Below are 19,980 nucleotides of genomic sequence, written 5' to 3'. Positions count from 1 at the left end.
TGGGGGCCGAGCCGCCCGATCGCCGACCGCGCCGAGAGACTATGCGTGCGACGGAATCCGGCGCATAGGGGATTCGGCGTATTCAGGCATACTGAAGGAAGGTCGATGGCGACCGCGCCCGACAGCCGTGAGATCCTGCCGAACGCGGCAGGTCGTACTGAGGGCAACCGTCCGCCGACGGACGGAGACGGCAGGGGATATGAGCGCCGCAGGAGACGCGCACGCGCAGATGTGGGCGGTGGTCGACGACGTGCTGCGTGCGGCATTCGCGGGCGACGCGGGGACCCTGCACGACACGCTCCGACGCCAGCGCTCGGATGCGGGATCACCGGCGGATGCCGCCCTGCTGGGCGTCGCCTGCGCCATCGCCGCGGTAGTCGCCTGCCGGTTCCCGGTGGCGATCGACGAGGCCGACGCCGCCTGGGATGCCGCCGCCGATGCTCCGGGCGACGTGCGCCGCCTCGCGGCCGCGGCCCTGCTGATGTGCGATGCGATGGTCGGCACCGATCATGCGGCGCGGCGCGGCATCCGACTGCCTGAGATCGTCGCGACGCTCGCCGCGCCCGGGCGAGGTCATCTTCTCGCCTGCTACCTGCTCGCCGAGGCCGCCATGAGTGCGGGAGCGTTCGCGGCGATCCCGCCGATCCTGCGGGCGACGGGGCTGGCGCCCGGACAGATCTCCGCCACCCCCGACGGCCCCGTCGACGGCGCCGCGCTGACGCTGCAGCTACTGCTGGCCCGCTCGTTCGCGTTCCAGGGGCACACCGACCAGGCCCGCGGCGTGCTCGATGCCATCTCGCACGCCGGCGCCCGTGTGCCCGCGCGAGCCCATGCCGTCGTGGCGGCGATCGCCGCGTTCGCCGCCGCCGGCCGGGCCGACCGGATCGGGTTCGAGCGACTCGCGGGCGGAGTGCTCCGACGTACCCGCGGCGACGTGAACTACCTCTCGGTCGGCGCCTGCTTCTATGTGGCCTGGGGCATGCGCGCCCTCGGACAGCTGCAGCGCGCCGCCGGGGTGCTCGTGGCGATCGCGGGCGCCGACCTCGAACGCTCGAAGCTGTGGGATCAAGCGTTCGGACTCGAACTGCTCATCGAGGCGAGCCTCGAACGCGGAGACCTCGCCAGCGCGAAAAGCCAGGTGGCACGGGCCGCGCACCTCGCGCGGTTCCCGGTGGCCGCGGCATCCGTCGCCCGCGCCGAGAGCATCGTGGCGGCCTCCGACGGACACCGCGACGACGCGCGCACGCTCGCGCTCGCGGCCATCCGGCTCGACGAGGGCGCGGGAGCCCACACCGAGGTCATGCGCGGCAAGCTCGTGCACGCCGCGGCGATCGCCGACGACGACCCGGCGTCGGCGGCGCGCCTGCTCGCCGAGGTGGCGGCGGAGGCCGACGCGTACGGCCTGGAATCGGTGCGCCTGGTCGCCGCACGACGGTGGCGTCGCCTGCGGGAGACGCACCCGGAGCTCGCCGGCGAGATCGTCATGCTCACCGCACGGCAGCGGCAGATCGGGGCGCTCCTGGCCGAGGGGCACAGCAACAGGGCGATCGCCGAGGCCCTGTTCCTGTCGCCGCGCACCGTCCAGGCGCACATCTCCGACATGCTCGAGATCACCGGAGCCCGCTCCCGCGTCTCGCTGGCCGCGCGGATCGGCTCCAGCCACGGCACGGATCTGAGCGCGTTGAGCCCCCGCCAGCGGGAGATCGCCGGACTCATCGCCGACGGTCGGCGCAACGCCGAGATCGCCCACGACCTCGGCCTCAGCGAGAAGACCGTGGAGAACCACATCGCCGCGATGTTCACCCGCCTGGGCGTGCGCTCACGCTCCGCGGTGGCCGCCGCCGTGCCGACCGCCGGCGTCGCGGGCTGAGGCGCGTCTCGAGCCTCGGAGATCGCCCCTCGTCCACGCCGCATAGCTGCGTCATCGGGGCGTCCCGCGGCGCCGTACGCTCGGAAGGGTGGAGCTGCCGGTCGTGTGCGTCGCGTTCCTTCTGCGCGAGGGCGTGGAAGGACCCGAGGTGCTGCTCGGATTCAAACGCACCGGTCTCGGCCTCGGCCGGCTGGTCGGCATCGGCGGGAAGGTCGAGCAAGGCGAGACGCTCGTCGAGGGCGCGGTGCGGGAGATCCACGAGGAGACCGGGCTCGTCGTCGACGGCGCCGATCTCACCGCGGTGGGCGTGCTCGACTACCTCTTCCCCGACGAACCGTCGTGGTCGCAGCGTTCGCACGTGTTCGTCGGCCGCGTCTGGCAGGGTGAGCCCGTCGAGACCGACGAGATCGTGCCGGCCTGGTTCCGCGTCGACCAGGTGCCGTTCGCGCGCATGTGGGACGACGCGAAGCGCTGGCTGCCGGGCGTGCTCGACGGGGGGCGGGTGGCGGCATCCTTCACCTTCGGACCTGATCTCGCCACGGTCGTCGCCGAAGGACCCTGGCCCGCCGCCGACTGAGGGCACCGGGTCGCCCTCCCGTCACCTGCGTGTCACACGCGCCGGATAGCGTCTGTCCCATGGTGACCGCCGAGCTGCCCGACGGAGACTCCCGCGACGCCGCGCCGTATACGTTCACGCACGACGGGTCCACCCTGGTCGTCGAGGAGCAGGGCGAGGGGCCGGTCGCCTACGTGCTGGTGCATGGCATCGGCATGGGCCGCAGTGTCTTCGCCGATCTGGTGGTGCGGCTGCGGGAGAGCGGACAGGTGATCGCGCTCGACCTCCCCGGCTACGGCGAGGCGCCCGAGCCGCCCCGCACCCCGACGATCGAGCGCATGGCCGACCTCGTCGCCGCATTCCTCCGGCACCGGGGTCTCGACCGGGCGCACGGTCGCGTCGTGCTGCTCGGGCACTCGATGGGCTCGCAGGTGGCCACCGAGGTCGCGACGCGGCATCCGATGCTCGTCTGGCGACTCGTGCTGTGTGCCCCGACGATCAACATCGCCGAGCGGTCGGCTGTGCGCCAGCTCGGCCGGCTCGCACAGGACCTCTGGGGTGAGAGCCCGATCGTGCTCGTGCGCGGCGCCCGCGAGTATCTGCGAGCGGGTCCGAACCTGCGACGCAAGATGCGGGCGATGCTCGCACACCGGCCCGAGGAGTCGTACTCGCGCATCGTGGCGCCGACCCTCGTCATCCGCGGTGAGGGCGACCCGGTGTCGCCGCACGACTGGTGCCGGTTCGTGGTCGAGGAGATCCCCGACGCGCACCTGGTCGAGCTCTCCGGACACGGGCACGAGACGATGATCAAGGATGCCGCGGCCGCCGCAGCCCGCATCGTCGCGTTCGCACGTGCGTGAGCGGCCTCCCGCGCGCGCGGGAGGTCGATCCGGACCGGGCGGGAGCGGTGCTCAGCCGCGCGGCAGGAGCACAGTGAACACGGCTCCGCCGCCGTCGCGGGCGCGGGCGGAGACCGTCCCGCCGAGCCGGGTGACCAGACGTGCGGCGATCGAGAGTCCGAGCCCGGTGCCCACGGCGCGCGTGTCGCGGTAGCGGGAGCGCAGCACCCCGCGGTCGAACGCGACATCAAGGTCGCCGGCGTCGAGGCCGGGCCCCGTGTCGCTCACCTCGAACCGCACGCCGGCGGGGTCGGCGGCGGCGACCACGACGACCTCACCGCCCGCGGGCACCGCGCGCAGCGCGTTCTCGACGAGTCCGTCCAGCACCTGCCGCATGCGGTTCGGGTCGGCGCTGAGCACGCCGGCATCGGCGCCCACCCGGGTGCGCAGCACCGCCGGCACGGTCGCGGCGCGCGCGGCCCAGGCCTCGTCGATCTGCGCAACGAGGTCGGCCGCGGCGACATCCACTCTCTCGATGCTGAAGTCGTCGGCCTCGAGGCGGGCGAGCTCGAGCAGGTCGGCGACGAAGCGGTCGAGTCGGTCGGTCTCGGTGACGAGCACACGGCCGGCGTCGGCGGTGGCGGCGGGGTCGATGACGCCGTCGGCGAGGGCCTCGCCGTAGCCGCGGATCGCCGAGAGCGGGGTGCGCAGCTCGTGCGATATCGACAGCAGGAATTCGCGCTGGCGCCCTTCGCTCGTGGCGAGCGCATGGTCGAGCGCGCGCAGGGCGAGAGCGACTTCGGATGTCTCGGCCGGCCCCGCGACCGGCACGTCGACGCCCCGCTCGCCGGCCGCGAGCCGCCGGGCGGCGCGGGCGGTCGCCGCGAGCGGGCGACTGAGCCATCGCGCGAGCAGCACGGCGGCGATCGCGGCCGCCGCGAGGGCGACGGCGAGGGCGATGAGCACGCGGAAGGTCACCTGTCCGAGGGCCGGGTCGAGGTCGCGCATCGGCAGCGCGGCGACCACATCGAAGCCCGCGCTCGTGCGCCGGGCCTCGACGAGGGCGGGGCCCGCGGCGCCGCGCACCGTGCCGGAGTAGGTGCCCGTCGATGCCAGAGCCTGACGCACGACATCGGTCGCGTAGGTGCGTCCGGGGCCGCGGGCGGCACCTGTGCCGGGGGCGTCGATGACGGCGAACAGGGTGCCGCCGGTGGCGGACTCGGTCTGTGACCCGTCGAGCCCGGCCGGCACGCGATCGAGCCCCGCGATGAGGTCTACCTGCGCGGCGAGGCGGTCCTGCGCGACGCCGACCGCCGAGCTGCGGACGACCGGCACCGTGATCACGCCCGTGACGATGACGGCGAGCCCGACGACGGCGAGCATGACGAGCGTCATGCGCGTACGCAGGGTGCCGGGCCGTCGCCGCGGCCGGGGCGGGGCGATGGGCGCGGGCGGCACGGCGGCGGTCATCGGGGCTCCTCGTCGGCGGAGTACCCCACCCCACGCACGGTCGCGATGGGGCTCGCCTCGCCGAGCTTGGCGCGCAGCTGCGCGACGTGCACGTCGACGGTGCGGCCGCCGCCGTAGTCGGCCTGCCCCCACACCGCCGACAGCAGCTGCTCACGCGTGTAGACGCGGCCCGGCGAGGCGGCGAGGTAGGCGAGCAGCTCGAACTCGGTCGCGGTCAGCGCGACATCCTCACCGTCGACCTCGACGCGGCGGCGGGTCTCGTCGATGCGCACCCGGCCGAGCGCGTGGACGCGGGAGGCGGGCGCCGCGCGCCGGCGCAGCAGCACCTTGACGCGGGCGACCAGCTCCCGGGGCGAGAACGGCTTGGTGAGGTAGTCGTCGGCGCCGAGCTCGAGTCCGACCACACGGTCGACCTCGTCGTCGCGGGCGGTCACGAAGATCACGGGGGTCCAGTCGCCGTCGGCGCGCAGCGCCCGGCACACCTCGATGCCGTCGAGACCGGGCAGGCCCACGTCGAGCACGATCGCCACCGGTCGCAGCCGCCGCACCGCGGCGAGCGCGGCATCCCCGTCGCGTTCCACGTGCACCCCGAAGCCCGCATTGCCGAGGTAGAGCCGTTCGATGTCGGCGATGGCCGGCTCGTCCTCGGCGATCAGCACGAGTCCTCGGTCGGCGGCGGGCTCCATGCGCCCATTCAATACCGATCGGGATGCCGCGGCCCGCCCGATCCGCGACGCCTTACATTCCTCGAACACAGCGCGGACACCGCGTTCACGCAGATCGGGAACCGTGGGAGACACCTCGGGCCGATGGTCGGTGCCGGGGACGAAAGGAGCACCCATGTCCGTCCGCACCTGGCTCATCGGCGGTGCCGGCGCGCTCGTCGTCGGCACGGCGGTCGCGTTCGCCGCACCCGCGCTCGCCTCGACCACCACCACGACACCCACCCCCACCGCGTCGGCGAGCGCGTCGTCGTCGCCGTCGACGCCCGACTGCAACGCCCGCGGTCGCCTCGGCGCGCTGTGGGCGAAGCTCCCCGAGCAGCTGCGCAACGACCTGAAGGCGGCGCGCGCGCTGCCGGCGGGCGCCGAACGGAAGGCCGCGTTCGAGACGATCAAGAACGAGGCGCTCGACGGCCACTACGGCACCGAGGTGCAGAGCTGGGCGAAGAACGCCGGTGCACGCCTGCACGGCTGGTTCGATCGCGCACCGGCCGCACTGAAGCAGGATGTGCGCGCGGCGCTGCAGCAGCCCGCCGGCTCGGCGCGGGAGGCGGCGCTGAAGAACGTGGCCGACAAGGCCGCCGCGGGCGACTACGGCACGGTCGTGAAGGACCGCGCCGAGAAGATCACGGACTCACCCTGGTGGAAGACCTGCGTGGCCTGATCCTCGTCTCACGGTGACAGACGACGGATGCCCCGGACCATCGAGGTCCGGGGCATCCGTCGTCTGTCAGAGGTGTCAGCGGGCGGCGACGATGCCGGCGCGGTCCGGGTTCTTCTCGAACCACTCGGCCACGTACCAGCACACCGGGCTCACCTTGCGGTCGCCACGCTGCTCGAGGTCGGCGATGGCGTGCTCGGTCAGCACGCCCGCATACCCCTTGCCGCGGAAGGTCGGGATGGTGAAGGCCCGCGTCATCGCCACTGTCGAGCCATCGTCGGCGTAGTCGATGACCGCCACGAGCGAATCGCCGTCGTAGAGCGCGTAGCGCGAGGCATCCTTCTCGTCCTGGTATCGCAGGTCAGCCATGACGTCCTCCTCGGCGCGGGTCAGTGTCAGTCTCTCGGCGCGGGTCAGTGTCAGTCTTCGACAACGCGCACGACGACGTCGATGTTCCCGCGGGTCGCGTTCGAGTAGGGGCAGACCTGGTGGGCGGCGTCGGCGAGGGCCTGCGCGGCGTCGCGGTCGAGCTCGGGGATGACCACCTCGAGTTCGACGGCGAGCTGGTAGCCGCCCTGCCCGTTCGGGCCGATGGAGACCTTGGAGCCGACCGCGGTGTCGTGGATAGAGACCTTCTGCGCACGGGCGACGGCCTGCAGTGCGCCGTGGAAGCAGGCGGCGTAGCCGGCGGCGAAGAGCAGCTCGGGGTTGGCGGCGGCACCCCCGGCTCCGCCCATCGAGGCGGGCACGGCGAGGTCGAGGTCGAGCACGCCGTCGGTCGTGCGCACGTGGCCCGAACGTCCGTCTCCGGTCGAGAGGGCTTCGGCGGTGTAGAGGGTCTCCATGGGTTCTCCTTCCGAGGGCGAGCGGATGCTCGCGGGGGCCGGGCGTGTCCCGGCGGCGTCACCCGGCGAGGGCCGGGTGAAGATCGGGGGCCGCCTGCAGGGCGGCGGTGAGGGCGTGCAGCTGAGAGCGCAGTGCGATGCCGTTCTCGGCGCCGAGCCCCATCGCGTCGAAGACGCATTCGGCCACAGGTGCGAGCTGGGCGCGCACCTCGCGGCCACGGTCGGCGAGCCCGATCTCGACGACGCGCTCGTCGCGCGCGCGGCGGCTGCGCGTCACGAACCCCGCCTGCTCCATGCGGCGAAGCAGCGGCGAGAGCGTGCCGGAGTCGAGGCTGAGCTCGTCGCCGATCTCGCTCACGGTGCGGGCGCGGTCGTCGGAGAGCAGCACGAGCACGAGGTACTGGGGATAGGTGAGCCCGAGGGGCTCGAGCAGCGACCGGTAGGCATGGGTGGTCGCGCGCGCGGCGCTGTAGAGCGCGAAGCAGAGCATGTCGACGGAGGGCTGCACGGCTCGATCCTCGCACAGAATTGAATTGTGCACAATTTATTTCGGATGCCGCATCCCGCCGATCTGCGCGGCCGATCCGGTCGTGACGGCGCGTTTCGTCACATTTGTTCATGCGGGACCGTGCGGCTTTGCGCGGTTTGACACCCCGTGAAACCGAGGGTCATAATCGGCCCCATGACTGACAACGCGAAGCTTCTGTCCGCCTGGGAGGCGAACGGGACCGCTGGCATGATGATGCCGGCTCGCGCTGTCATGTGTTGTCGAATGTGCCGCTGACACGGCCACCCCGTCGGCACCCGGACTCCTTCTGAACGGAGATCCGCGCCCCGCATCCGATCGGCCGGACATCGTCGATCAGGATGCCGCACCTCGGCCGCGACCCGCGGCCCACACGACACCACGCACCGAACCGCGAGGCACACGCCCGGTTCCCTCCCCGAGGACTCATCCCATGTCGAACTCCGCCCTTCTTGACTCTCCCGTCGCCCGCCCCGCCCTGCGCATCGTCGAGCCCGCCGCCCCGGCCGCCCCGGCCGCCCCGGCCGCCCCCGCACCGGAGCGCCGTATCCCCGAGGGCAGCGAGCCCCGCGGCTTCGCGCTCTACGTCGGCTTCGACGAGGCCACCGCGGCAGCCGCCGGCGTCTCGCTCAACACCCTCGTCACCGCCCTGCGCCGCACCCTCGCCGACATCGCCCCGGGCGCCGAGACCTACGCCACCGTCGCCCTCGCCCCCGTCGGGGCCGGCGGCCGCGACGTCGACGTCGTACGCCTCGCCCTGCGCGAGCCCGGAGCCGTCGCCCGCACCAAAGCCGAGCGCCCCGCCACCGACGAACGCGCCGAATCCGGCGTCGTCGTCGACATCTCCCGCAAGCGCGTGCTCATCGACGGCGAGTCCGCCTCGTTCACCTACAAGGAGTTCGAGCTGCTGCAGTACCTGGTGCTGCGCGAGGGCCGTACCATCGAGCGCACCGAGCTCGTCGACTCGCTGTGGAGCAGCGACGACGCGGATGCCCCGGGCGAGCGCACGATCGACGTTCACGTGCGACGCCTGCGCGCCAAGCTCGGACGCTTCGAAGACATCGTGCGCACCGTGCGCGGCGTCGGATACCGCTTCGACCGTCACGCCGACGTGTCGATCCGCTACGGCCACGGAACCCCGTCGCCCGACCGCTTCTGAGCCGCCGCGGGCGCGCACGGGACATCCCCCGTCGGCACCTCGCCGACGTCGGCGGCGTCGCCTAGGGTGAGCGCATGACGCTCGCTCCCGCCGCCGCCTCGGCGGTGGGTCGCGACCCGAGACCCGCGAACACCCGCCCGCTCGAGACGGAGTACCGTCCGCGGCAGCCGCTCGATCTGCGGCGCACCGTGCTGTTCCAGCGACGGGGTGCGGGCGATCCCACGATGCACGCCGACGGGGCCGTCATCTGGCGCGCGAGCCGCACCCCCGACGGGGTGGCCACCCTCGCACTGCGCGAGACCTCGCCGGGCGTCATCCGCGGGGCAGCCTGGGGACCGGGCGCCGCGTGGGCGCTCGCCCAGCTGCCCGACCTGTGCGGGGCGCGCGACGACGCCGCGGGCTTCGAGCCGCGGCATCCGCTTCTCGTCGATGCCCACCATCGTCACCCCGGCCTCAGACTCTCGCGCACCGACCTCGTGTTCGACGCGCTCGCGAGTGCGATCGTCGAACAGAAGGTCACCGGCGTGCAGGCATTCGCCGCCTGGCGGCGCATCGTCACCTGGTACGGCGAGCGCGCGCCGGGACCGACTCCGCGGCCGCTGTTCGCACCGCCGTCGATCGGGGGGTGGCGCCGTGTGCCGTCGTGGTCGTGGCACCGAGCGGGACTCGAGCCGCCGCAGTCGCGCGCGATCGTGCGCGCGGCCTCCCAAGGCGAGGCGATCGTGCGGGCGACGAGCACCTCCCTCGACGAGGCCGACCGCGTGCTGGTGTCGCTGGCGGGCGTCGGGCCGTGGACCTCCGCCGAGACGCGCATCCGTGCGTTCGGCGACGCCGATGCGGTCAGCGTCGGCGACTACCACCTCGCGCACGAGGTGGGCTTCGCCCTCACCGGACATCGCACCGATGACGAGGGGATGCTGCACCTGCTCGAGCCGTGGCGAGGGCACCGGCAACGGGTCATCCGTCTGCTCGCGGCGGCCGGCGTGCGCGAACCCCGGCGGGGCGCCCGCCTGCATCCCGAAGACCACCGCGCCCGATGACCGCGGCGGGCCTCGCCGCGTCGATAGGCTGAGCGCATGGCTCCCGCGCTCGTCCCGGTCGGCGCGTGAGGCGCACCTGGCTCCCGCTCGGCGCGATCGGCCTGGCGGTGGTGCTCTGGTCGGTCGCCTATGTCATCTCGGCGTGGGCCCTCGAGACCGGCTCCCCCGCGGTGCTGTCGGTCGGCCGGTTCGCGATCGCCCTGGTCGTGCTCGTGCCGCTCGCGATGCGCCGCCGCCACTTCTGGCGCACCCTGGCGGACCCCCGCAGCATCCTGCTCGGACTCACCGGCGTGACCATCTACTACTCGCTCGCCAACATCGGCCTGCTGTTCACGACCCCCGGCACCGAGGCGCTCGTCTCGGCTTTGCTGCCCGTGCTCACCGCGATCGCCGCGGTCATCATGCTGCGCGAGCGCCTGACGGTCGCGACGGTCATCGGCCTCACGCTCGCCACCGGCGGCGTGGCGCTCGTCGCGGCGTCGGGATTCCGGGTCGACCTCGGCGCCGTGCTCTACGTCATCGGCATCAGCGCGTACGCGATCTACACCGTGCTGCTGCGTCGCTACGCCGCGCGCGAGGAAGCACCCGACCCGGTCGTGCTCGCCACGGCGACCGGTATCTGGGGCACCGTGCTCATGCTGCCCTGGCTCGGCTGGGAGGGCGTCACCGGCACGTTCGCGATCCCGACGGACCTGCGCGGGGTCGTCAGCATCTTCATCCTCGCGCTCGTGGTGACCGCTCCGACACTCGTGCTGTTCAACTACGGCGCCGAGCGCCTCCCGGCCGTCATCTCCGGTGCCGCGACCGCCGCGATCCCTGCGCTGGGCTACGCGTTCGCGATCGCGCTGGGCGAGACTCCCGACCCGATCAAGGTGTTCGGCGGCGTACTGGCCCTCGTCGGCGTGATCGTCGCGACGCTCTCGCAGCCCGACGTCGAGCCGACCGAGCCGGGACTCAGCCCGCGCGCGTGAGTCACGATTCGAGCGAGCTCACGCTGATCCGCGGCCTCAGGCGCCCAGACGATCGAGGATGCTCCGCAGCACCGTGATGACGCCGTGATCACGGTTCGACGGCGCGACGTAGCGGGCTCGCGCCACGATGTCGGGGTGGGCGTTGGCCATCGCGAAGGAGTGGGCCGCGGCATCCATCAGCTCGAGGTCGTTGAGGTAGTCGCCGAACGCGACCGTCTGCTCAGCCGTGACCCCGAGCGCCTGCTGCAGGCGGGTGAGCGCGTGCCCCTTGTTGACATCGACGTTGAGCACGTCGACCCAGCACTCCCCCGAGACGACCACCTGATGGGTGGCCCGCAGGTGCGCGAGCGCCGGAAACGCGGATGCGTCGGCCCCCGCGAAGTCGAACACCGCGAGCTTCACGATCTCATCGTCGACGGCAAGCAGGTCGTCGACGACCTCGAGCGCCGCGTAGTACCGGTGTGCCTCGGTGCGGAACGCGGCATCCGATCGTTCGATGTAGGCGCCGCGCTTGCCGCACAGCACAAGCCCCGCGTCGGCGTCGATCGTCCGCACGAGTCTCACGACCTCGGCGACGATGTCGCGCTCGAGCAGGTCGGCGCTGAGCTCGACGCCGTCACGCATGACCAGGGCGCCGTTCTCGGCGATGAAGACCATGCCGTCGGCGTGGCTGTCGAAGTCGCGGCGAAGCGTCGCATACTGGCGGCCACTCGCCGGAGCGAACGCGATGCCCCGATCGTGGAGGTCGTCGAGCAGCGGCCACAGGTCGTCGGGCACGGCTCCGTTCGCGTCGAGCAGCGTGCCGTCCATGTCGACCGCGATCAGGCGAAGGTCGATCGACGGGAGCGCGTCGGCGGGAGTGAGTGCGGTCGGCGGGGCGGCGGCGTCGGGGGTCACACGGCTATTCTCCCGCGCTCACGCTGCCGTTCGGCTCCGGACGGAGTGCCCCGGACGATCCCCCTCCTCCGTGGCGTCCGCGGCGGCCGGCGGAGGCGGCGTCTCGGCGTAGGCGCGGGACAGCCGTCGATAGGGGCGCGAGACGAAGGCGATGAGCACGATGACGAGCATCGCGATGCTCGCCCCGACGAACGCCAGCGCGATGCCGCGCGCGCTGCCGTCACCGAGGAGCCACCCGAACGTGTCGCGGCCCGCGTCAGATCCCATGTACGGGATCAGCGCGTACTGCGCGACGGGTCCGATGAGAAAGGCTGTCACCGGTGCGGCAGCGGTCTCGATGCTCGTCGCGAACCCGAAGACACGCCCCTGGGCGCGATAGGGCACGACCCGCTGGATGACCGTCTGCTCGGCTGCCTCGACCATCGGCATGAGCATCATGAAGGCGAACATGCCGACGACGTAGAGCCACCACCACTCGCGCAGCGTGAAGGTGAGTCCGACGCCCGCGACCGCGAGATTGGCGAGCAGCATCGTGCGGATCGGATTGCGCCCCAGCCCGAACCGTGCCACCACAGCGCCGCCGGCGATGAAGCCGACACTCGTGACGCCGAGGACGATGCCCCAGATCTGCACGCTGAACAGCTCCAGCCCGTACGGGTCCATGAGGGACATGAAGACGCCGCCGACGAGATTGTTGAAGGTCGAGAAGAGCAGCAGGGCGAACAGCCCCGGCACCGCGCGGATCGCCGGGATGACCCCACGCATCGTGAAGCCCGACCCGCCGCCCTCGACCTTCGCGATCTCGCGTTCGGGGATGCGCACGGCCATCAGATGCGCGAACGAGACGGCGGTGAGCCCGATGCCGACGAACGTCGTGCCGCCCATTCCGAGGAAGCCGACGGACAGCCCCGAGAAGACGCTCGTCACCAGGAAGGTGACCCCCTGCACGGTGCCGACGAGTCCATTGGCGCGGTCTCGGCGATCGGGCGGCACGAGTAAGGTGACCGTCGTCGAGAGCGCGATGTTGCGCAGGTTCTCGACGACCCCGCCGATGAGGATGACGCCGGCGAACACCCAGAACCACGGCCCGCCCCAGTCGATGAGCGCGCGTTCGGGCACCGCGAGGTAGACCGCGCCGGCGCAGAGGTAGGCGATCAGGGTCACGAGGCTCGAGAGCACCATGACCGCCTTCTTCCTCATGTGATCGACGAGCGCGCCGAACACGACACCGAGCAGGGCGACGAGCAGCATGTAGCTGCCGCCGATGATCGACGTCGCCAGCACGTTGCGGGTCTCGAGGTAGGCCCAGAACGTGAGCGCATACCAGAGGTAGCTGCTCGTGACGTTCGCGACGAGGGTGTTGAGCACGACCTGGTGAAAGCTGCGCAGCGCGCGACGAGCGTCGGGGCCGACAGGCGCGAGAGCGGTGCCCATGCGTTTCTCCGATCGTCGGGGGGATGCCTCGGGGAGACGTGCTGCGGCCCATCATGCCGCGCGCCTGCGACATCCGATACCCGGACGGGCCCTCCGCCCCGCGGGTGCCCGCCTCGACGCCGCCTGCACCGCCGTCGGGCGACGCGGACCGACATCAACCGCGCGCGACCTCGTCGACCACGCGTGCTCCCCGCTCGAGGAGGGGCGACGCCCAGGTCTCGAAGAGGGTTGCGCCGCCGAACCAGTCCCGCCCGTCGCGTCGCCCCGTCTCCCAGGTGCGCAGCAGGCTGAGGGCGAGGTAACCGCGCATACGGAGTGCCTCGTGGGCTCGGGCCGCCTGACGGGATCGATATGCGCGCAGGAACGACGTCGCGAGCGCGTCGTCGTTCGCGTACAGCGGCCACCAGATCGCCACGGCGATGTCCTCGTCGGGGTCGCCCGCGCGCCCGCCGCCGAGGTCGAGCACGCCCGTGAATCGGAGTCCGTCGGGTGCGCGGTCGGCGAGCAGATTGCCGAGGCCGAGGTCGCCGTGCACGTACGTCGGCACGATGTCGCCGATCGCGGCGGCGGCGGGCTCGACCGCCGCGTCGACGAAGGCGCGGTCGTCGGGTGCCAGGGAGGCGGCGAGGGCGTGCTGCCGCACGCGCGCGAGGAACGCCTCGGCGGCCGTCCGGTCGTCCGGTCGAAGGTCGTCGACGGCCGCATCCCATTCGCCTGCCGCGCTGAATCTGATGTCGTGGAGCTCCGCGACGGCACGACCGAACGCCGCGCCGACCCGATCGCCTCTCCCGGCACGACCGGGCCGGAGCGCCGCTCCGGGGAGCCTCGGCATCACGGCCGCGCCGAGGGTCTCGTCGACGACGAAGGGCCACGGCGAGGCGAGCGTGCGGGCACGCTCGTGCACGACCCGGGCGAAGTAGCGCTCACGGCGCAGGTCGTGCACGGCACCGACCCGCACCACGTGCTCGCCGCGGTCGGTGCGCACGAGCACGACCGCGTTCTGCGACCCGCCGAGCGGAACGACCCCGGTCACCACGCCGAGGTCGTGGTCGCGCGCGAGGCGGGCGACCAGATCGGCGGAGAGCGGCACGCGACCGACGGTAGTCGACGGCATCCGCAGACGACAGGGGTCTCGATGACCCGCCACCGACGCCGCCCCGCGCGCGCCGAGGACTAGGGCTCGGCCTCCTGTGCCCGCAGCGACGTCTCCTCCGCGTCGATGGCGCGCAGCGCCGCGAGCACCGCGACCTCCTGGAACCGGCGCTCGCGGCGCGCGACGAGAACCGCTTCGCGCTGCGCCTGGATCATCGCGCGGCGCAGACGATGCATGGACTGCAGCTGGGGCCACGCGGCATCCGCCCCGGCATCGAGCGTCTCGCCGAGGAACGCCGCGTCGGCGCGCAGCAGCTCGACCACGCGCGGCTCGTCGTCGGGGGTGACGGTCTCGTCCAGGCGACGCAGCCCCGCCTGCCGCGCCTCTGCCATCAGCAGCTTCACCTCGGTGTGCTCCTGCAGGTCGTTGCGCGCCGGCAGGTGCAGCGCCCGCACGATGCGGGGCAGCGCGAGACCCCCGATCAGGCTCGCGACGACCACGACGAACGCGAGGAACTGCAGGTACTCCCGCATCGGCGTCTGCTCGGGCAGCAGGAACACGGCGGCGAGCGTCACGACGCCGCGCACGCTGGCGGATGCCACGGCGATCCCGTTGCGCACGTCCCAACTGCGGTCGCGCAGCACCCGCGGACCGAACCGGTAGACGAACGTCGTGATCATCACCCACACGAAGCGGGAGAGGATGAGGGCCGCGAGGATCGCGGCCACGATGCCGACCGTCGGCCACAGGCCCGGTCCGGTGCGCACGGCGCCCTCGAGGATCCCGGCCAGGTTCAGGCCGATGAACAGGAACACCGCGTTCTCCAGCAGGAACTGGATGGTGCGCCACACGAGCTGCGCGGCGACGCGGGACTCGGCGCGGATGACCCCGGGCGAGCGGAAGCCCACGTACAGCCCGGTGATCACCACCGCGATCACCCCGGAGCCATGCAGCTCGTCCGCGATGAGGAACACCGCGAACGGCACCGCGAGCATGAGGGTGGTGTCGAGCACGGGCGAGCGCAGCGGCCGGCGCACCACGGTGAGCAGCGCGCCCGCGCCGACCCCGACCGCCACCCCTACGCCGACGGCGAGCACGAAGTCGAGCGCCACCGTGCCCGGGTTGACGACGCTCACGATCGCCGCGATCGCCGCGTTCAGCGCGACGAGCGCGGTCGCGTCGTTGAGCAGGCTCTCGCCCTCCAGGATCGTCACCACCCGTCGCGGCAGGCCCACTTTGCCCGCGATCGCCGTGACCGCGACCGCGTCGGTCGGGGCGACGACAGCGGCGAACGCGAAGGCGGCGGCGAGGCCCACGGCGGGCAGCACCGCCCACGTCGAGACTCCGACGACCACGACCGTGAAGGCGACGAGGCCGACCGAGAGCAGCAGGATGCTGTCGTTGCGGGCGCGGATGTCGATGAGCGAGGTCTTCAGCGCGGCCGCGAACAGCAGCGGCGGGAGGATGCCGAAGAGGATCAGATCGGGTTCGACGCTCACCCGCGGCACCCACGGCACGAACGACGCGATGCCGCCGACGACCACGAGCGCCACCGGTGCGGAGAAGCCGATGCGACCGACCAGGCCGGTGACGATGACCGTGACGAGCACGAACGCCACCACCCAGGCGATGGTGGCGACCGGATCCATGCGCCCAGTATGTCGCGCGGGAATACCGGCGCGGCGCGGAGCGCTGTGGCGAGCATGACGACAGTCGGAATCATCGGAGCAGGACACATCGGATCGACCCTCGCCCGCGGCCTCGTGGACCGCGGCTACGACGTGGTGATCGCCAACTCGCGCGGGCCCGAGACCCTCGCCGACCTCGTGGCCGACCTCGGCCCGACCGCCCGCGCCGCGACAGCCGAAGAGGCCGCGGCCGCCGGCGACTGGGCCATCGTGACGGTGCCGCTCAAGGCCCTCGACCAGGTGCCGGTCGCCCCGCTCGCGGGCAAGATCGTGGTCGACACGAACAACTACTACTTCGAACGCGACGGCCACATCGCCGCCCTCGACGAGAACCTCACCACCACGTCGCAGATGCTGCAGGAGCACCTTCCCACCTCGACCGTGGTGAAGGGCTTCAACCACATCATGTCGACGCAGATCCTCACCGACGGCACCCCGGCCGGAACCCCCGACCGGCGCGCCCTCGCGACCGCGAGCGACTCCGACGAGGCCGTCGCCTTCATCACGGCCCTCTACGACGAGTTCGGCTTCGACACCGTCAGCGCCGGCCCTCTCGCCGAGAGCTGGCGCGTCGAGCGCGACCGTCCGGCGTACGTCGTTCGGCAGAACGCCGACGAGCTCGTCGCGAACCTCGCGGCGGCCGAGCGCTGAGAACCGACCGACGGATGCCGCGGCCCGCGGCATCCGTCATCGGTAGAGTCTCATCGTGACCGCCCCCATCGACGCGACCACCACGCCCGCCTGGGCTGAGCTGGCCGCCGCACACTCCTCGTTCCACCCCGATCTGCGCGGCTGGTTCGCCGCGGACGCCGACCGCGCGGAGCGCCTCAGCTTCCCGCTGGCCGACCTGCATGTCGACCTGTCGAAGAACCTCATCACCGACGAGATCCTCGCCTCGCTCGTGCGCCTGGCCGAGCAGACCGGGGTCGCCGCGCGCTACGCCGAGATGCTGTCGGGCGCGCACATCAACACCACCGAGGACCGGGCGGTGCTGCACACGGCGCTGCGTCGCCCGGCGGGCGCGAGCCCCGCGCTGGTCGTCGACGGACAGCACATCGACACCGACGTGCACGAGGTGCTCGGCCGTATCCGCGCGTTCGCCGAGCGGGTGCGCTCGGGAGAGTTCGCGGGCGTCACCGGCAAGCGGGTCGCGACGGTCGTGAACATCGGCATCGGCGGATCCGACCTGGGTCCCGTCATGGTGTTCGAGGCCCTCAAGCCCTACGCCGACGCCGGCATCGAGGCCCGGTTCGTGTCGAACATCGACCCGACCGACATCGCCCAGAAGACCGCCGATCTCGACCCCGAGACCACGCTGTTCATCGTCGCGTCGAAGACCTTCACGACGCTGGAGACCCTGACCAACGCGCGTCTCGCGCGCGACTGGCTGTGGGCGAAGCTCGCCGAGCAGGGGGCGATCGGCAACGACGAGGCATCCCGCACGAACGCGGTCGCACACCACTTCATCGCGGTCTCGACGGCGCTCGACAAGGTGGCGGCCTTCGGCATCGACACCGACAACGCGTTCGGATTCTGGGACTGGGTGGGCGGCCGCTACTCGGTCGACTCGGCCATCGGCACGTCGCTCGCCATCTCGCTCGGCCCCGACGTGTTCGACGAGTTCCTCGCCGGCTTCCACGCGGTCGACACGCACGTCGCGACGACCCCGCTCGCCCAGAACGTGCCGGTGCTGCTCGGCCTGTTGAACGTCTGGTACGTCAACTTCCTGGGCGCCCAGTCCCACGCGGTGCTGCCCTATTCGCAGCTGCTGCACCGCTTCCCGGCGTACCTGCAGCAGCTCACGATGGAGTCCAACGGCAAGTCGGTGCGCTGGGACGGCACGCCCGTCACGACCGACACCGGCGAGGTGTTCTGGGGCGAGCCCGGCACGAACGGGCAGCACGCGTTCTACCAGCTCATCCACCAGGGCACCCGGGTGATCCCTGCGGACTTCATCGCGTTCGCGAACCCGGCCTTCCCGCTCGTCGACGGCGACCGCGACGTGCACGGGCTGTTCCTCGCGAACTTCCTCGCCCAGACCAAGGCGCTCGCGTTCGGGAAGACGGCCGCCGAGGTCGAGGCGGAGGGCACGACGGGCCCGCTGGTGGCCGCCCGCACGTTCTCGGGCAACCGCCCGACGACCTCGATCTTCGCCCCGGCGCTCACCCCGTCGGTGCTCGGCCAGCTGATCGCGCTCTACGAGCACATCACGTTCACGCAGGGCACGATCTGGGGCATCAACTCCTTCGACCAGTGGGGCGTCGAGCTCGGCAAGCAGCTCGCCCTGCAGATCGCGCCCGCGATCGAGGGCGACGAGGCGGCCTTCGCCGCGCAGGATGCCTCGACCCGGAGCCTGCTCGCGTACTACCGCGCGCACCGCTCCTGACGACCACGACGACGGGCGCCGACCGGGATCCCCCGGGTCGGCGCCCGTCGTCGTTCGCGCTCCCGCCCGGCAGACACCCACCGCACCCGTGATAACGTCGATGACGGCGCTTCGGCGCCTGCGTCGCTGACACGCTCCCCGACTTCCCCGTCGCGGTTCTTCTCGAGCGGCGACCCGAGGTGCGATCACGCACCCGCGCCCTCCCCGCGTGCACATGTCTTCGTGAGCGCGCCCTCATCCCGAAAGTCCCCCATGTCTTCGTTCCTGTCTCTCGGCGTGCCCGCGCCGCTCGTCTCCGTGCTCGAGGCCACCGGCCGCACCGAGCCCTTCCCCATCCAGCGCGACACGCTGCCCGACTCCCTCGCGGGTCGCGACGTGCTCGGCCGCGGCCGCACCGGCAGTGGCAAGACGCTCGCGTTCTCGCTGCCCCTCGTCGCCCGCCTCAGCGGGGCGAAGGCCGCAGCCCGCCGCCCCGGCCGTCCGCGCGGTCTCGTGCTCTGCCCCACCCGCGAGCTCGCCACCCAGATCGCGGCGACCATCACCCCGCTCGCGGAGGCGGCGGGTCTGCGCGTCACCACGATCTTCGGTGGCGTCAGCCAGCGCCCGCAGGAGCAGGCCATGCGTGCCGGCGTCGACATCGTCGTCGCCTGCCCGGGCCGACTCGAAGACCTCATGAAGCAGGGTGTCGTGACCCTCGACACCGTCGAGATCACTGTGCTCGACGAGGCCGACCACATGGCCGACCTCGGCTTCCTGCCGGGCGTCACCCGCATCCTCAAGGCGACGCCCGCCGGTGGACAGCGCCTGCTGTTCAGCGCCACCCTCGACCGCGGTGTCGACGGCCTCGTGCGCTCGTTCCTGCGCGACGAGGTGCGTCACTCGGTCGACGAGTCCAGCGTGCCCGCCGCCGCCATGACCCACCGCGTGCTGCTCGTCGCCGACGACCACAAGGCGAGCCTCGTCGAGACCCTCGCGTCCGGCGTGGGGCGCCGCATCCTCTTCACCCGCACCAAGCACCAGGCCAAGAAGCTTGCGCGCCAGCTGACAGCCAGGGGCATCCCGGCGGTCGACCTGCACGGCAACCTCGGCCAGGGCGCCCGCGAGCGCAACCTCGCAGCCTTCGGCGCCGACCCCGCAGCCGGAGGTGTTCGCGTGCTCGTCGCGACCGACGTCGCCGCCCGCGGCGTGCACGTCGATGAGGTCGAGCTGGTCGTGCACGTCGACCCGCCGCTCGAGCACAAGGCCTACCTGCACCGCTCGGGCCGCACCGCGCGCGCCGGCGCCGAGGGCACCGTTGTCACCGTCGTGCTCGCGTCGCAGAAGCGCGACGTGGCCGACATGCTGCGCAAGGCCGCCATCACCGCACCGTTCGAGAACGTGGATGCCGACACCCCCGCTGTGCGCGACCTCGTCGGCGAGATGGCTGCGCGCGTGGCACCGAGCGCCGCTCCGGCCGCCGCCGCGCAGAAGCCGAAGACCCAGCCGCAGAAGGCGAAGCCCCAGGGTGGGTCGCAGCCGGCCGCCGGTCAGGGCGGATCGCGCGGTCGCCGGTCGTCGGGCGGCACGTCCGGCGCCGGTCGCGCGTATGCCGCGACGCCGCGTTCCGGCGAGGGACGCCCGGCGCGCGGCGGCCAGGGGCAGGCACAGGGGCAGCGTTCCACGCAGGGACAGCGTGCGCAGGGCCACGGTGGGACCGGACAGGCCCGCCACGGCGGCGCGAACGGCGCCGCACATCCGCACGGCGGCCGGCCCGCGGCATCCGAGGGCACGGCCGCACGCCCTGCGGGCGCCCGCCGGCACCGTCGCGCCAGCCGCCCCTGACG

At 72.4% G+C, this 19,980-nt stretch carries 19 protein-coding genes; 10 read left to right on the top strand and 9 right to left on the bottom strand.

The window, feature by feature from the left end; all coding sequences use genetic code 11:
* Positions 1–199: 199 nt before the first annotated feature.
* The 3 genes from BGO15_RS04910 (at position 200) to BGO15_RS04900 (ending at position 3,286) form a co-directional block, all read left to right on the top strand.
* The gene (locus BGO15_RS04910; protein WP_056208157.1) at positions 200–1,870 is read left to right on the top strand and encodes a helix-turn-helix transcriptional regulator; all 1,671 of its coding nucleotides are present in this window, start codon (positions 200–202) and stop codon (positions 1,868–1,870) included.
* Between the two features lie 88 nt (positions 1,871–1,958).
* Positions 1,959–2,447 (top strand): 8-oxo-dGTP diphosphatase, encoded by a 489-nt coding sequence (locus BGO15_RS04905; RefSeq protein ID WP_056208154.1) that lies wholly within the window; start codon positions 1,959–1,961, stop codon positions 2,445–2,447.
* Positions 2,448–2,506: 59 nt separating this feature from the next.
* On the top strand, positions 2,507–3,286 hold the full coding sequence (locus tag BGO15_RS04900) for an alpha/beta fold hydrolase (RefSeq protein ID WP_056208150.1): 780 nt from the start codon (positions 2,507–2,509) through the stop codon (positions 3,284–3,286).
* A gap of 51 nt (positions 3,287–3,337) precedes the next feature.
* On the opposite strand, the gene BGO15_RS04895 is transcribed toward BGO15_RS04900, so the two are convergent.
* Positions 3,338–4,735, bottom strand: coding sequence for a sensor histidine kinase (locus BGO15_RS04895; protein ID WP_056518997.1), 1,398 nt, complete (start codon positions 4,733–4,735; stop codon positions 3,338–3,340).
* The gene (locus BGO15_RS04890) at positions 4,732–5,421 is read right to left on the bottom strand and encodes a response regulator transcription factor (protein WP_045245816.1); all 690 of its coding nucleotides are present in this window, start codon (positions 5,419–5,421) and stop codon (positions 4,732–4,734) included. Before BGO15_RS04890 ends, BGO15_RS04895 begins: the two co-directional genes overlap by 4 nt.
* A gap of 154 nt (positions 5,422–5,575) precedes the next feature.
* Here BGO15_RS04890 and BGO15_RS04885 point away from each other — a divergent pair, with 154 nt between their 5' ends.
* The gene (locus tag BGO15_RS04885; RefSeq protein ID WP_056518999.1) at positions 5,576–6,121 is read left to right on the top strand and encodes a hypothetical protein; all 546 of its coding nucleotides are present in this window, start codon (positions 5,576–5,578) and stop codon (positions 6,119–6,121) included.
* A 75-nt stretch (positions 6,122–6,196) separates the two neighbouring features.
* On the opposite strand, the gene BGO15_RS04880 is transcribed toward BGO15_RS04885, so the two are convergent.
* Genes BGO15_RS04880 through BGO15_RS04870 form a run of 3 tightly spaced genes read right to left on the bottom strand, consistent with a single transcriptional unit; the run spans position 6,197 to position 7,471 of the window.
* The gene (locus BGO15_RS04880; protein WP_327037319.1) at positions 6,197–6,511 is read right to left on the bottom strand and encodes a GNAT family N-acetyltransferase; all 315 of its coding nucleotides are present in this window, start codon (positions 6,509–6,511) and stop codon (positions 6,197–6,199) included.
* Positions 6,512–6,537: 26 nt separating this feature from the next.
* A complete protein-coding gene (locus tag BGO15_RS04875) occupies positions 6,538–6,963 on the bottom strand; it encodes an organic hydroperoxide resistance protein (RefSeq protein WP_056208141.1) in 426 nt (141 codons plus the stop codon).
* A 58-nt stretch (positions 6,964–7,021) separates the two neighbouring features.
* On the bottom strand, positions 7,022–7,471 hold the full coding sequence (locus BGO15_RS04870) for a MarR family winged helix-turn-helix transcriptional regulator (protein WP_235557396.1): 450 nt from the start codon (positions 7,469–7,471) through the stop codon (positions 7,022–7,024).
* A gap of 451 nt (positions 7,472–7,922) precedes the next feature.
* Here BGO15_RS04870 and BGO15_RS04865 point away from each other — a divergent pair, with 451 nt between their 5' ends.
* From BGO15_RS04865 to BGO15_RS04855, 3 genes are all read left to right on the top strand, one after another.
* On the top strand, positions 7,923–8,648 hold the full coding sequence (locus tag BGO15_RS04865; protein ID WP_056208138.1) for a winged helix-turn-helix domain-containing protein: 726 nt from the start codon (positions 7,923–7,925) through the stop codon (positions 8,646–8,648).
* A 74-nt stretch (positions 8,649–8,722) separates the two neighbouring features.
* A complete protein-coding gene (locus tag BGO15_RS04860) occupies positions 8,723–9,688 on the top strand; it encodes a DNA-3-methyladenine glycosylase family protein (protein ID WP_056208134.1) in 966 nt (321 codons plus the stop codon).
* A gap of 65 nt (positions 9,689–9,753) precedes the next feature.
* Positions 9,754–10,659 (top strand): DMT family transporter, encoded by a 906-nt coding sequence (locus tag BGO15_RS04855; RefSeq protein WP_045245826.1) that lies wholly within the window; start codon positions 9,754–9,756, stop codon positions 10,657–10,659.
* A 36-nt stretch (positions 10,660–10,695) separates the two neighbouring features.
* Here the strand turns inward: BGO15_RS04855 and BGO15_RS04850 are convergent, their stop codons facing one another.
* The 4 genes from BGO15_RS04850 to BGO15_RS04835 form a co-directional block, all read right to left on the bottom strand.
* Positions 10,696–11,556, bottom strand: coding sequence for a Cof-type HAD-IIB family hydrolase (locus BGO15_RS04850; protein ID WP_056208131.1), 861 nt, complete (start codon positions 11,554–11,556; stop codon positions 10,696–10,698).
* A gap of 18 nt (positions 11,557–11,574) precedes the next feature.
* A complete protein-coding gene (locus BGO15_RS04845) occupies positions 11,575–12,990 on the bottom strand; it encodes an MFS transporter (RefSeq protein WP_082483141.1) in 1,416 nt (471 codons plus the stop codon).
* Positions 12,991–13,144: 154 nt separating this feature from the next.
* Positions 13,145–14,080: a phosphotransferase family protein gene (locus tag BGO15_RS04840; RefSeq protein WP_156454727.1), complete on the bottom strand. Its 936-nt coding sequence runs from the start codon at positions 14,078–14,080 to the stop codon at positions 13,145–13,147.
* An 83-nt stretch (positions 14,081–14,163) separates the two neighbouring features.
* Positions 14,164–15,732, bottom strand: a complete 1,569-nt coding sequence (locus BGO15_RS04835) for a cation:proton antiporter (protein WP_056519001.1) — start codon at positions 15,730–15,732, stop codon at positions 14,164–14,166.
* 54 nt (positions 15,733–15,786) lie between these two features.
* Between BGO15_RS04835 and BGO15_RS04830 the strand changes: the two genes are divergently transcribed.
* From BGO15_RS04830 to BGO15_RS04820, 3 genes are all read left to right on the top strand, one after another.
* Positions 15,787–16,422: an NADPH-dependent F420 reductase gene (locus BGO15_RS04830; RefSeq protein WP_056208174.1), complete on the top strand. Its 636-nt coding sequence runs from the start codon at positions 15,787–15,789 to the stop codon at positions 16,420–16,422.
* 52 nt (positions 16,423–16,474) lie between these two features.
* A complete protein-coding gene (gene pgi, locus BGO15_RS04825) occupies positions 16,475–18,157 on the top strand; it encodes a glucose-6-phosphate isomerase (protein ID WP_156454728.1) in 1,683 nt (560 codons plus the stop codon).
* A 252-nt stretch (positions 18,158–18,409) separates the two neighbouring features.
* Positions 18,410–19,978, top strand: coding sequence for a DEAD/DEAH box helicase (locus tag BGO15_RS04820; RefSeq protein WP_082483139.1), 1,569 nt, complete (start codon positions 18,410–18,412; stop codon positions 19,976–19,978).
* Positions 19,979–19,980: the final 2 nt, after the last annotated feature.

The sequence above is a fragment of the Microbacterium sp. 71-23 genome (assembly GCF_001897265.1).
GTDB lineage: Bacteria > Actinomycetota > Actinomycetes > Actinomycetales > Microbacteriaceae > Microbacterium > Microbacterium ginsengisoli.
This window is presented reverse-complemented; position numbering and strand designations above follow the sequence as displayed.

Coding starts and splice junctions, on each gene's coding strand:
- BGO15_RS04910 (WP_056208157.1), top strand. CDS start 200: ATGAGCGCCGCAGGAGACGCGCACGCGCAGATGTGGGCGGTGGTCGAC.
- BGO15_RS04900 (WP_056208150.1), top strand. CDS start 2,507: ATGGTGACCGCCGAGCTGCCCGACGGAGACTCCCGCGACGCCGCGCCG.
- BGO15_RS04895 (WP_056518997.1), bottom strand. CDS start 4,735: ATGACCGCCGCCGTGCCGCCCGCGCCCATCGCCCCGCCCCGGCCGCGG.
- BGO15_RS04890 (WP_045245816.1), bottom strand. CDS start 5,421: ATGGAGCCCGCCGCCGACCGAGGACTCGTGCTGATCGCCGAGGACGAG.
- BGO15_RS04885 (WP_056518999.1), top strand. CDS start 5,576: ATGTCCGTCCGCACCTGGCTCATCGGCGGTGCCGGCGCGCTCGTCGTC.
- BGO15_RS04875 (WP_056208141.1), bottom strand. CDS start 6,963: ATGGAGACCCTCTACACCGCCGAAGCCCTCTCGACCGGAGACGGACGT.
- BGO15_RS04865 (WP_056208138.1), top strand. CDS start 7,923: ATGTCGAACTCCGCCCTTCTTGACTCTCCCGTCGCCCGCCCCGCCCTG.
- BGO15_RS04860 (WP_056208134.1), top strand. CDS start 8,723: ATGACGCTCGCTCCCGCCGCCGCCTCGGCGGTGGGTCGCGACCCGAGA.
- BGO15_RS04845 (WP_082483141.1), bottom strand. CDS start 12,990: ATGGGCACCGCTCTCGCGCCTGTCGGCCCCGACGCTCGTCGCGCGCTG.
- BGO15_RS04835 (WP_056519001.1), bottom strand. CDS start 15,732: ATGGATCCGGTCGCCACCATCGCCTGGGTGGTGGCGTTCGTGCTCGTC.
- BGO15_RS04830 (WP_056208174.1), top strand. CDS start 15,787: ATGACGACAGTCGGAATCATCGGAGCAGGACACATCGGATCGACCCTC.
- BGO15_RS04820 (WP_082483139.1), top strand. CDS start 18,410: ATGTCTTCGTTCCTGTCTCTCGGCGTGCCCGCGCCGCTCGTCTCCGTG.